9 protein-coding genes are annotated in these 13697 nt (G+C 48.6%); all 9 read left to right on the forward strand.

The window, feature by feature from the left end; translation table 11 throughout:
- The first annotated feature begins 16 nt into the window (after positions 1-16).
- The 9 genes from VLX91_04140 to VLX91_04180 all read left to right on the forward strand — a co-directional run bounded on the left by VLX91_04140 (position 17) and on the right by VLX91_04180 (position 13676).
- The gene (locus tag VLX91_04140; GenBank protein ID HUI29385.1) at positions 17-1975 is read left to right on the forward strand and encodes a sialate O-acetylesterase; all 1959 of its coding nucleotides are present in this window, start codon (positions 17-19) and stop codon (positions 1973-1975) included.
- 1 nt (position 1976) lies between these two features.
- Positions 1977-2117: a hypothetical protein gene (locus VLX91_04145; protein HUI29386.1), complete on the forward strand. Its 141-nt coding sequence runs from the start codon at positions 1977-1979 to the stop codon at positions 2115-2117.
- A complete protein-coding gene (locus tag VLX91_04150; GenBank protein ID HUI29387.1) occupies positions 2098-2886 on the forward strand; it encodes an SDR family oxidoreductase in 789 nt (262 codons plus the stop codon). Before VLX91_04145 ends, VLX91_04150 begins: the two co-directional genes overlap by 20 nt.
- A 203-nt stretch (positions 2887-3089) precedes the next feature.
- On the forward strand, positions 3090-4646 hold the full coding sequence (locus VLX91_04155) for an endo-1,4-beta-xylanase (protein HUI29388.1): 1557 nt from the start codon (positions 3090-3092) through the stop codon (positions 4644-4646).
- 15 nt (positions 4647-4661) lie between these two features.
- Positions 4662-6059: a polysaccharide deacetylase family protein gene (locus VLX91_04160; protein ID HUI29389.1), complete on the forward strand. Its 1398-nt coding sequence runs from the start codon at positions 4662-4664 to the stop codon at positions 6057-6059.
- 59 nt (positions 6060-6118) lie between these two features.
- Positions 6119-7315, forward strand: a complete 1197-nt coding sequence (locus VLX91_04165) for a glucuronoxylanase (GenBank protein ID HUI29390.1) — start codon at positions 6119-6121, stop codon at positions 7313-7315.
- A gap of 55 nt (positions 7316-7370) precedes the next feature.
- On the forward strand, positions 7371-9503 hold the full coding sequence (locus VLX91_04170; GenBank protein ID HUI29391.1) for an alpha-glucuronidase family glycosyl hydrolase: 2133 nt from the start codon (positions 7371-7373) through the stop codon (positions 9501-9503).
- Positions 9504-9553: 50 nt separating this feature from the next.
- Entirely contained in the window at positions 9554-11338 is a 1785-nt protein-coding gene (locus VLX91_04175; protein ID HUI29392.1) for an NPCBM/NEW2 domain-containing protein, read from the forward strand.
- 43 nt (positions 11339-11381) lie between these two features.
- Positions 11382-13676: a family 43 glycosylhydrolase gene (locus VLX91_04180; GenBank protein HUI29393.1), complete on the forward strand. Its 2295-nt coding sequence runs from the start codon at positions 11382-11384 to the stop codon at positions 13674-13676.
- The last annotated feature ends 21 nt before the right edge of the window (positions 13677-13697 follow it).

A 13697-nucleotide genomic window follows, 5' to 3' on the forward strand; every position in this document is an offset into this window, starting at 1 on the left:
ACAAGGTTGTTTTCGAATGAGAACCAGCAGAATGTTCCTTGTACCTTTTTCCGTTCTTGTCCTCTTTGCTGCGGAGACAGCCTATTCTTACGTGAGGCTTCCGCACCTGATCAGCGATGGGATGGTGTTGCAAAGAGACGATTCGGTCCGTATTTGGGGCTGGGCTTCGCCGGGCGAGAAGGTGGTCGTCAGGTTCTTGGGTCGAGCCGATTCTATTATGGCTGGTTCAGACGGGAGGTGGGCGATCATGCTTTCTCCGATGAATGCCGGCGGACCATACAGTATGGAGATTGATGGGAGCAATCACATTGTGTTGAATGATATCCTGGTCGGCGACGTATGGGTTTGTTCGGGTCAGTCGAACATGCAGTTGCCGATGGCAAGAGTCAAGTGGAAGTACGAAGATGTGGTTGCCAATTCCGCCAATCCTTACATAAGACAACTGCTCGTTCCCAATGCGTACGACTTCGGCGCGCCAAAGGAAGATATTCAATGGGCACAATGGCAGCCGGCGAATCCTTGGACAGTACTTCAGTTTACTGCCGCGGGTTACTTTTTTGCGAAAACGCTGTATGAAAAATATCACGTGCCAATCGGTCTGATCAATGCAAGCGTAGGCGGGACGCCCATCGAGGCATGGATGAGTAAGGATGCATTGAAGGATTTTCCTTTAATTCTCGAAAGAGGCGAAAAGTTCAGCGACAGTGCCTTCAGGGACAGCATTACGAAGGTAAATAATTCTGTAAGCGATGAGTGGAATAGCAATGTGTGGCAGCAGGATGAAGGATTGAAGGGCGACAGGCCGTGGTATGATCCGACATGTGATGACTCTCAGTGGTCTACGATGGATTTGCCGGCATATTGGGCAGATGAGGGTCTGAAGAATACGAATGGGGTCGTCTGGTTCAGAAGACAGTTTAACGTTCCGGCGTCCCTGGCAGGTAAACCGGCAAAGCTAATCATGGGCAGGATAGTCGATGCTGATTATGATTATGTCAACGGTGTCTTTGTTGGTTCCGTTTCATATCAATATCCGCCGCGTAGATACGACGTTGCGCCGGGAGTACTTAAGGCAGGCAGGAACACAGTAGTAGTACGTGTGATTAATTCAGGCGGTCGAGGGGGGTTCATAAAAGATAAACAATATGCACTGGTGATTGGAAATCACACGATCAATCTCGCCGGGAGTTGGAAATGTAAAGTAGGCGTTGCCGTGCCGCCGATGCCGTTTGGCGGGCCGACAATAATCTATCAACCCTTCGGGTGCTTCAACGCGATGATCGCTCCGCTTTTGAACTACACGATCAAAGGTGTCATATGGTATCAGGGCGAATCGAACGCGGGCAATCCCGGTGGGTATGCTGAGAAATTTGCAGCGATGATCACAGATTGGAGAAAAAAATGGCACGAAGGGGATTTTCCATTCTTATACGTCCAGCTTCCCAACTATGGCGAACCCGTCGTGCAACCAGCCGAAAGCGGCATGGCACGGCTGAGGGAAGCGCAGCTTCAAACACTCTCAGTTCCAAACACCGGCATGGCAATCACGATTGACATCGGCGAGTGGAACGATATTCATCCTCTGGACAAGGGTGACGTTGGGAAAAGACTGACGCTCGCTGCCGAGCGTGTTGCGTACCATGATACCACCGTAGTTTATTCAGGTCCAATCTTCAAATCGATAGAGTTCAAGGATAACAAAGCGATCCTTTCGTTTACGAATATTGGAAAAGGTTTGATTTCCAGAGGTGGTCCGCTTAAGACCTTTGAGGTATGTGGAGGAGACGGTAAGACTGTTTGGGCGAAGGCAATAATCAAACGAGACCAAGTGATTGTTTGGAGCGACTCCATCTCTGATCCAACCGGTGTTCGCTATGCATGGGCAGACACTCCACAGGGCGCAAACCTCTACAACAAGGAAGGCTTGCCTGCATCGCCTTTCGTGGCTGGGACATGGGTACAAAGGGAATATTGAAATGCCATACAAAGAAATAATAAATGGATTTGTAGAATGCATGTTCGCGATGGATGAAACGTCCCCCGGAAAATCGAGCCAAAGCATAGGTTACTTCAGTTGGTTCAGATATGAAGGTCACGATGAAGCATACGTCAAATGAAATATCGTCTGCAGGCACTTATAGGGATCTACGGGATAAGGTCGTTCTTGTGACAGGCGGTGCAAGCGGCATAGGTTATGCGATTACGCAAGCGTTCTCGGCAAATGGTTCGAAGGTGGTCGTCGTCGGAAGAGACAGGGAGAAACTTGAGTCTGCCAAAAAGGAAATTGGTGGAAAGATCAACTCCATTCGATTTGACCTGAATGAAACAGACAGTTTATCCGATTTGGTTAATGAAATAAGGATCGATATTGGCGAGGTTGACGTGCTGGTGAATAATGCCGGAATCAACTTGAAAAAAGATGCGCTCGACGTTTCTAATGAAGAATATGAGAACATAGTTAGGACAAACCAGACAGCAGTTTTCGCGCTGACAAGAGAAGTCGGCAAAGCGATGGTCGCCCGTAGTTCCGGAAGCATAATAATGATCAGCTCGATGGCATCGCAATATGGCATTCCGAAAGTGGTTGCATATACGGCTTCAAAGTCTGCCATCGAAGGGATGACCCGAGCGCTCGCCGTCGAATGGTCACCGCACGGTGTGCGTGTCAATTGCATCGCTCCCGGTTTCATCAAAACCGCGATGTCGTCAAGAGCGCTCGACAATGACTCGGAGCGGAAGAGGAAAGTTCTATCTCGCACACCGGTGGGCAAACTTGGTGAGCCTTCCGATGTGGCTGATGCAGCATTGTTCCTTGCATCATCCCAATCGAAATACATCACTGGTGTGGTCCTGCCGGTCGACGGGGGGAACTCAATAGGGTTTTGAAAGGAGAAGTCAAGTGTGAACAACGAGAAACGGAAAGACCAGAGTTCGGTTTTTTTGAAATATAAATTAGTTTATGAAGGAGAATGATCATGTCAACGCGGTTCTTTTTGAACAACATATGCAAAAACTTTTTTTGTCAGTCCGAGGGAAGCGGAAAATCTTCCCATCACTGTCGCACAGGCGGAGTTTTTCTTGTGTCGCAAATGATAGTGGCTGTCGTCATTTTGTGCTTCTTATCCACTCCGTCATTTTCACAGTTGGCTCTCGGCAGGAGCAAGTTTGTTGGAAACGCGATTACTTATGGTTTCCAGATGCCGGATAATTTCCTGACATATTGGAACCAGGTTACGCCGGGGAACGATGGCAAGTGGGGGAGCGTCGAAAACAGTCAAGGCGCGTTCGGCTGGTCCGGACTTGATGTCATTTACAGCTTTGCCCTGACGAACGGCATTCCTTTCAAGTATCACAACTTGATATGGGGATCGCAGCAACCTGGATGGATTAGTTCACTCGACTCAGCCAGTCAGAGGGCCGCCGTGGAAGCCTGGATCGACAGCGTCGGAAGCCGGTATCGAAATATGGATTTCATTGACGTTGTCAACGAGCCTTTCAACTCGCCTCCGGATGGGCAGAACGGAAGGGCAAATTACATTCGCGCGCTGGGAGGAACTGGAGCCACAGGTTGGGATTGGATCGTCACGGCATTTACGTGGGCGAGACAGTACTGCGCACCAGGCGTGAAGCTCCTGATTAACGAGTACAATATTTTGCAGGACAACAGTAGAACGAGCAATTACATTGCACTGATCGATACGCTTAAGGTAAGAGGTTTGATTGATGGAATCGGAATCCAGGGTCATTACTTCGAATTCAAGGATGCGGCTTATCTCGGCTCGAGATACTCTTATCCGGTAAGCACGCTGAAAAATAACCTTGACAGGATAGCCTCCGCCACGGGTTTACCAATCTACATTTCTGAATTTGATATTGACGAAAAAGATCCTATCGTTCAACTTCATAACTTTCAAATATATTTTCCTCTCTTCTGGACCGATCCTGCAGTGAAAGGCATGACTCTGTGGGGATATAATTTTGGTGACACATGGAAGCCTTATGCTTACCTGGATTCACTCGGGGTGGAGCGTCCGGCCCTTAAGTGGCTTCGGACGTATCTTGCACAATATTTGCTGCAGCCGGTAGTTATATCGCCTATCGATACGGTCGGCGAGTCAACCACCCCCACCATGATATGGCATTCATCAGAAGCTGCATCGTCGTATCGTTTGCAGGTAGCTACTGACGATATATTCTCCGCGGTCGTGGTAGATTCGACAGTTGGAGATACTCTTTTGCAGCTGCCCTCGTTAAATGAGAATACGAAATATTATTGGCGTGTTGCGGCGATGAATGCGAGTGACACAGGCGATTACAGTTCTTCAGTGAGCTTTGTTGTAGGAGATACGATCGATGCGGTAAGAAAGTTGGAAGGAATCCCGGCACAGTTCGCGCTTAGCCAGAATTATCCGAATCCATTTAACCCATCGACAGTGATCAGCTATCAGTTGCCGTCCGTCAGTCATGTTACATTGAAAGTCTACGATGTACTTGGCAGAGAAGTGGCAATGCTGGTGGATCAGAAGCAAGGAGCTGGATATTACAATGTCACGTTCAATGCCGGCAATCTGCCCAGCGGTGTGTACTTTTACCGTTTATCGGCCGACAGCAAGTTGATCACAAGAAAATTAGTTCTGGTGAAATAAGAAAGGAGAATATCAATGGCTACGCGAGCGTGGGATTCTTACAAAGCATTCGATCATCGCGGAATTAAATCCCGAACTGCAAATCATCCGGAGGTGCCGGTGATCACATTGTTGCTGTTTCTTTTGTCATTTAGCCATGGTGGCATCGCCCAGACACTCTCGGGTCCCTATCAGGTGGGGACATGGCAGGGATTTCGTTCCGCGGCTGTGAGCTACACGTTCGATGATAATTGTCCCAATCAGCTTTCAATTGCCGTCCCCATGTTCGATGAGTTTGGGTTCAAGCTGACGCTGTTCACGGTAACGAGCTCCAGCTGGGGTTGGAAAGCTGACTGGAGTGGATTGCAGAAAGCCGCCTCAGAAGGACACGAAATTGCAAGCCACACGATCACTCATCCTAATTTCAGTACGCTGGCCGATTCGCTGCAGAAACAGGAACTGGAGTTTTCTCAGGATACTATCAATGCTCATGTCACAGGCCAGAAGTGCATAACGATCGCCTATCCTTATTGTGTCACAGGTAACAGTGCATTGGTCGCCAGCTATTACATTGCGGCACGCGGCTGCTCGGGTCAGATAGTGGCTAAGACCCCGAGCGATTTTATGAATATTAGTTCCATTGTCTTAGGTGATCAGGGCCTGAACGCGGTCGCTGCTATCGAGTCTCCGGCGAACAGTGCAGTTGCTGCAAAAGGATGGTGCGTGTATCTGATTCATGGAATCAACGGGACCGAGCCAGGAGCATATTCGCCCATTTCACAAGATACGTTGCTCGCCACTCTCCAATACTTGAATGCCAATCCGGATGAATTCTGGGTTGCACCTTTCGGTACCGTGGCGAGATATATCATAGAAAGAAATTCAACGTCGGTCACGGAGATCTCTAATTACGGAGATAGTATTAGAGTTCAATTGACCGACAATTTGGATAGCGACTACTATGACATTCCGATCACGATCAGGCGTTCTCTTCCCGAAGGCTGGGATTCGGTGGTTGTCCTGCAAAATGGCGACACCCTGTCTTCACAAATGGTCAAGGTCGACACAGTTAAATACGTAATGTTTGATGGAGTGCCCAACGCCGGCAATATTACAATCGTCAACGAAACCGGAACGGCGGTCGGCCTGCGTGGTGGATTTGCTTCGCCCGAAGCGTTTGGACTCCTGCAAAATTATCCGAATCCGTTCAACCCTAGCACAAAGATCACTTATCAATTATCGAAAAGTGGTTACGTGACATTGAAAGTTTACGATGTACTTGGAAGGGCTGTGGCGGTGCTGGTAAATCAAAGGCAGAATGCGGGCAACTACAATGTCACTTTCGACGCAAACAATTTGTCGAGCGGTGCATATTTCTACAGAATCTCAACGGAAGAGTTTTCGGATGTAAAAAAACTTGTGTTAGTCAGATAAAGTGAGATGATACAATGTGCCATCACGTGTTGAGCATTAGATCGACAATCATTGCATTGATGATTGGGTTAATGGCCGCGGGTTGCTCAAAAAAAAATTCGGTCACCGGCCCTGGTGTAATACCAAATTCTGCAAATATCGATCTAAACAATACCCAGCAGATCATCAGGGGATTTGGTGCCGCCAACATTGTCGGCTGGCGGCCTGATATGACTCCTGCGCAAATCCAGACCGCTTTCGGCGACGGCGATGGACAGGTTGGTTTGACAATAATGCGGCTGCGAATCCCTCCCGACTCGACGGAGTTCGGCATCGATGTTCCTTCGGCACTGTCGGCGGAAGCGCTCGGTGTGACTGTCATTGCAACGCCGTGGACGCCTCCGGCGTGGATGAAGATAAATGATAACTTAGTCGGAGGCTACCTCGATCCTAACGAGTACGCGGCCTACGCCGCCCATCTTAAGGCATTTGCCGATACGATGAAAAACAACGGTGTCTCAATCTACGCCATCTCGGTTCAGAATGAACCCGATGCCCAAGTGGTGTACGAATCATGTTTTTGGAATGCAACACAGTTTCTCAGCTTCATGAAACATTATGCGCCGTCCGTTGGTGTTCCGGTTTTCATGCCTGAGTCGGAGAGTTTCGATCACCAGTTCTCAGACTCCACGCTGAACGATCCTGTCGCCTGCGCCAATGTCGCATTGATTGGAGGACACCTGTACGGGAACACGAATTTGGGTTACCCTTTAGCTATTGCCAAAGGGAAGGAATTGTGGATGACCGAATACCTCCTCACCGATACATCGTGGGCGGCAGTGCTCGGAACTGCGAAGCAGATCAATGATTGCATGAACGCTCAAATGAGCGCATATATATGGTGGTACATAGTAAGATATTACGGTCCGATCGCCGAAACGGGTAATGCGCCGACGAAGCGCGGTTACGTCATGTCCCAGTATGCGAGATTTGTAAGACCGGGCTTTTACAGAGTTTCTGCCACAGCTAACCCGCAATCAAATGTTTACGTGACGGCATACAAGAATAGCTCCAAAGTGGTCATCGTGGCACTGAACATGGACACGTCTGCAGTCAGTCAGACATTTACGATGCAGAACGGAAGCGCTGCTACCTTTACGCCTTACGTCACATCGGTCAATGTGAATTGTGTCCAGGGAAGGGTCGATACCGTATCGAGCGGATACTTCACGACCACTCTTGAGCCGTCGAGCGTAACGACTTTTGTGTCGAACTGAGAGGGCTCTGACAGAGTATATCTTTGTTAGATCAATAACTAGGTTGCATCACGACGTGAAAAACATAATCTTGAAGATTGTTTCGACCATGCTTCTTGTCGCAGCTTGCATTACCGTCCGTGCCGAAAACGGACACGGTCTCTGGCTGAGATATAAGCTTGTCTCAGATAAGCATCTGCGGGAAGAGTACACAAAGTTAGTCGATGGAATGATCGTAGAAGGAGAATCGCCGACAATCCAGGCTGCTAAGAATGAACTTCAGAAAGGATTAAGCGGATTGTTGGGAAGGATGGTTCCTGAAATCAAAAGTGTAAATCATAACGGAGAAATATTAGTAGGGAGCTATAAAAGTTCGCCATTGATCGAACATGCCGGTGTGAAAAGTGATCTGTCGAAAACCGGACCGGAAGGTTTTGTCATCAAAAGTTTAGAGGTCGGCGGACGAAGAGTAACTGTCATCACCGCTAACGAAGATGTAGGCGTGCTTTACGGCGCTTTCCATTTCTTAAATTTACTGCAGACGAACCAGGATATTTCCCACATCAACATTGTCTCCTTTCCGAGAATTAAACTGAGAATGTTAAATCACTGGGACAATCTTGATGGTACAAGAGTCTATCCTGGTTTTTCAATCTGGGATTGGCACACGCTTCCAACTTACATAAAGCAGATATATGTCGATTACGCCCGCGCCGACGCATCGATCGGCATCAATGGTACCGTGTTGAACAACGTCAACGCTGATCCGCGAATTATTACTCATGATTATCTTGTTAAGATTGCCGCGCTCGCAGATGTGTTCCGTCCTTATGGAATAAAAGTTTTTCTCAGTGCCAATTTCGACTCGCCCGTGAAATTGGGAGAATTGAAATCTGCAGATCCATTCGATCCACAAGTAAGAGAATGGTGGAAAAACAAAGTCAAGGAAATTTATTCCTTCATTCCGGATTTCGGAGGCTTTCTCGTGAAGGCCAATTCGGAAGGTGAACCCGGACCCGGAGACTACAATAGAACTCAGGCCGATGGTGCAAACGTGCTCGCGGAAGCGGTGAAACCTTATGGCGGAATCGTGATCTGGAGAGCTTTCGTCTATGCTTACAACCCCAAGGATCGTGCGCGCGAAGCCTACGATATATTCAAGCCGCTGGACGGAAAGTTCGACAGCAACGTCCTGCTACAGGTGAAGAACGGTCCGCTTGATTTTCAGCCGCGCGAACCGTTCAGCCCCTTGTTCGGCGCCATGCCAAAGACACCTCTGATGATGGAATTGGACATAGGTCAAGGTGCTTTGGGCGAAGATGTGGGTTTAGTTTATCTTGCTCCGATGTGGAGAGAGTGTCTTATGTCGGATACTTACTGCAGAGGAAAAGGATCCACGGTCGCGAAAGTCGTCGACGGCTCAATCGATGGTTACGAAACAACTGGCATTGCGGGAGTTTCAAATGTCAGCAACGAATGCAGCTGGACGGGGAACATTTTCGGACAGGCGAACTGGTACGCGTTCGGCCGCCTTGCCTGGGACTATGATCTTACTTCGAGTCAGATAGCCGACGAATGGATCAGGATGACCTTTTCGAACGACACGTCCGTAATAAATCCCGTTGAAGAAATAATGATGACTTCGCGAGAGAATGTAGTGAACTATAGAGATCCGATCGGTCTCAACATGTTAGGCGGGTGGAGTGTTTATCATGGACCATGGGTTAACAATTCGGTACATGCCGATTGGAATTCTCCATATTACCACAGAGCCGACAGCATCGGCATCGGCTTCGATCGTACGAGAACCGGCAGCGATGCCGTGGACCAGTATTATCCGCCGGTCGCCGACCAATTAAATTCCCTCGACACTTGCCCGGAAGAATATCTCCTCTGGTTTCATCATGTACCATGGAACTACAAGATGAGATCGGGTAATACCCTCTGGGATGAGCTTTCCTATCATTATTATAGAGGCGTCGAAGGCGTACAGGAAATTCAGAGCATATGGAATTCTTTAAAAGGGAAAGTAGACAGCGAGGAGTTCAATTCGGTACGAATGCTGCTAAAGATACAGCATGACGATGCTGTCAGCTGGAGAGACGGTTGCGTTCTATATTTCCAGACTTTTTCTCATTTGCCCATTCCTGCCGGATTACCTGCACCTGAACACGATCTTGAATATTACGAGGAGCATAATCCGAGGTGAACTATTGTGGTGTTAGGTTGGTCATGCGAATGTTCATTTTGTTCCTAACTTTGGCACTCCATTCAACAACTCTCCGTGCTCAGGATTTTGGGAATTCGGCATTGATACCACCGATGGGATGGAACAGCTGGGATTGCTATGGACCTACTGTCACCGAGCAGGAAGTAAAGGCAAACGCAGATTATATGGCTGCTCATCTAAGAAATTTTGGATGGAATTATATCGTGGTCGATATTCGCTGGTATGTCTCAAATGACAAAGCGCATGGATACAATGAAACGGACCCCGCCATTAACATGGACGAATACGGCAGGCTTTTGCCTGCAGTTAATCGATTCCCCTCCGCTGCGGACGGCGAGGGATTCAGACCGCTTGCGGACTACGTTCACGGCAAGGGATTGAAATTTGGTATTCATATTATGCGCGGTATCCCGAAGCTGGCAGTTGAAAAAAACACACCGATCTTCCGGACCAGCGCGACTGCCAGAGATATTTACAGCGATAAGGAATTATGCGCGTGGCTCGGCGACATGTACACAGTGGACGCGAGCAAACCGGGCGCGCAGGAATATTACAATTCACTTTTCAAAATGTACGCATCATGGGGGGTTGATTTTGTAAAAGTGGACGACATCTCGCGTCCTTATCATAAAGATGAAATCGACATGATCCGCAAAGCCATAGACAGCTGCGGACGGCCGATCGTCCTTAGCCTGTCGCCGGGCGAAACGCCTATGGAAGACGCCCGGCATGTCAGCACCCACGCAAACATGTGGCGCATCATAGACGATTTCTGGGACAACTGGTCTCAACTGGAGTCGCACTTTGTACTCTTCGAGAAATGGATTCCGTACATGAGTCCGGGTCATTGGCCGGACGGTGACATGCTTCCGCTGGGGATGATTGGCGTCCGTGCGGAGAACGGCAACGCCCGTATGACCAGGTTCACCAAAGACGAGCAGAGTACTCTGATGTCGCTATTCTTAATCTGCCGATCGCCGTTGATGTTCGGCGGCAATCTTCCTGATAATGACGAATTTACTTACGGCCTGATCACGAATGAGGAGGCGCTCGCCGTCCTGCAAAGAAGCAATAACAACAGATTGCTTTTCGATGATGGGGACAAAATCGCGTGGGTAGCCGATGATGCAGGGAGCGGCGACAAATATGTCGCTCTCTTCTATGCCGCTGACAGGAAACCGATATTGGAAAGCAATGCAATATGGAACAGCAAACTTCTTACATATAAACCGTCTGAACAAAGTGCCGATGTGAAAGTGAGAATTGACGGGGCCAAGAAACTTTACCTTGTAGTCACCGACGGCGGAGACGGAAACAATTGGGATCATGCCGATTGGATAGAACCGAAACTTACGGGCAAGAAAGGCTCACTGAACCTGACAGCTCTTGAATGGTCAAGCGCAACTTCAGGATGGGATACGCCAAAGATAGACAGAAGCGTGGGCGGAAATAAATTGATCGTCGGCGGCAAAGAATATGCTGACGGGATCGGCACACATGCCACGTCGGTCATAGAATATGATATCCCTGAAGGATATGATACTTTTTCTTCCATCGTGGGGCTCGATAAAGAATGTGTTGACCATACCGAAGGAGCAACCGTCAAGTTCCAGGTGTTCACCCGGTATCCCACCGGCACTATGCCGGAAGATTCGATTGAAATTTTTCTGGATACTGAGCAACTGGGTTTCAAAGGGACATGTAAAGTTCGCGACCTGTGGGCGAATGGGGATATTGGAGAATACACGAATGCGATACCGCTGAACGTGAGGAATCATGGAGCGAGGCTGCTGAAGATCAGTGAAGTCAAATGAAGCAGACTAAATTTTTTGTTACAAATGCTTACGGGAGAAATTCATGTCAAGAATATTTACAGTTGTGAGTTGCTTTTTGTTTTTTATCAATTCAGGATTCGGGCAGTCAGCATCGTTCCAGACTTACATGAATCCTGTGATCCCCGGTGACCACCCCGATTGCACATTAACAAAGGTTGGCAATGACTTTTACACGACCGGGTCATCGTTCAATCCGACGCCGGTCATTTATCATTCCACCGATCTGGTTCATTGGGAAGCGATAGCCCAGCCTGTGAGCGCTGCCTGGTCAAACTACGGAGATGCGCCCGCCGGCGGATGCTGGGGCGGTCAGGTAGTTTATTATAACAATAAGTGGTGGGATTTCTTCTGTCGAAATTGGCAAATGTATTTTGTCACTGCTGACAGCGTCAGAGGGCCATGGTCGATGCCGACGTTGGTGAATAATCCTTCGAGTGTCTCCGGCGGCTTGGGCTACGACAACTCTATCTTTGTCGACGACGACAGCACGTGGTATTTATTGGTGAAAAACGGTCAGGCAGGTAACTGGATAGTGCAGCTGGGGAATAACGGTCAGCCAAGCGGGAAGGTTTTGAATTTGACGTGGATAAATCCCGCACCTTCGTATCCATACAGTTGGGCGGAAGGACCGGTTATGTGGAAGCACGGCGGCTATTACTACTATGCTTTTGCTCAGAACGTCGCCGGTGGGGAATACGTCATGAGAAGCAAGACTCTGACGGATAGCTCATCTTCCTGGACGACGCCGGTTAATTTCTTCAACACGAGCGATCCGCAAGCTTCATCAGCAGTGTTCGGCAATCCTAATCATTGCTCAGCTGCGGTAGTGATTGATGACAGTACGGTCTGGATTCTCCATCCGGTGTGGCGCACCGGAAGCAGCAATGAATGGTACAGTCAGGGACGGCAGGGATTGCTCAATCAAGTTCGTTATGATTCCACCGGCGAACCGACTGCCGACTACCCGGTGAATGCTCCGAAGGATGCGCCCAAATTACCAAGCAGCGGTATTCCGTGGATGGTGCCGCATTCAGATTTTTTTGATTCGAACAAACTGAATCCCGAGTGGTCGTTCCTGGGATATACCGCTTCCAATGCATATTCTCTCACCGCTCGTCCGGGGTGGCTGACACTTTCTCCAAGAGGCGGAGAGTTCAATACAGTAATCAAGAATGACGGTGAACATAATTATTCAGTAACCACCAGATTGGAATTCAAACCGCAATCAGTCAGTGATGAAGCCGGCATCTGGATCGTAAACGGACCGGAAGCTATAAGCGCAAAATTGTTCAGCTCGATCGACAGTTCAGGAAACAAGATCGTGACGTTCAGTTATGAAATCACTCGTTACACAATTCCTGACCCTGCAGGTGTCGGTGATAGTACATTGTGGCTTAAGCTTGTCCGTGTCAACCATATGCTTACCGGTTATTGCAGCACTGATGGTTATGACTGGATCCGCGTGGGAAGCAGTATCAATGTAACCGATCTGGATGGGTATCAATCCAATTACAACAGCTCATGGACAGGAAACCGACAGGGGTTGTTTGTACAAGGAGGAGTCCCGGCCGGCTTTGATTTTTATATTTATCGCGACGCTTATACACCGATATTGGCCGAATGTCCCGCGAACCAGTACGGCACGACCGTTTCGGCAAGAGTCAACGGAATGAGTTCGTTGACCAATATACATGATGGTGACTGGGCATTATATGCCGGCCTGGAGTTTGGGAACTCGGAATACGTAATTGAACCTGATTCTATTCATATTACGGCTTCATGTGCTTCTTCGGGTGGTGTTGTCGAAGTCTGGCTTGATTCGATCGATACCGGTACCAAAATAGCTGAATGCAATATCACCAATACCGGCAGCTGGAGTAATTACGAAACATTCTCCACCAATGTTCTCACAACCGTTTCGGGCAACCGTGATGTCTACTTGAAATTCAAAGGTGCAGGCTCGGGTAATCTTTTTATGCTCCAGTGGGTGAGTTTTGTTGATAAATCCCATCCTTTAACATCTATCCACGAATCACGATCAGGACTGCTTCCGAAACACTTTGAGCTTGAACAAAATTATCCCAACCCATTTAACCCGGCGACAAGGATCAGCTACCAGTTGCCGGTTGCAAGTAACGTCACTCTGAAGATTTATGATGTGTTGGGCCGAGAAGTTGCGACACTGGTGGATGAGAGACAGAGCGCGGGATACCATGGCGTCACATTCGACGCAGGAAATTTGGCGAGTGGTGTGTATTTCTATCGAATCGGGACAGAGATGTCTTCTGCAGTGAAGAAGCTTACGTTAGTGAAGTAAGAGAGGGGAGCAAAATTGCGG

This window comes from Candidatus Acidiferrales bacterium, from assembly GCA_035515795.1.
Taxonomy (GTDB): domain Bacteria; phylum Bacteroidota; class Ignavibacteria; order Kryptoniales; family JAKASW01; genus JAKASW01.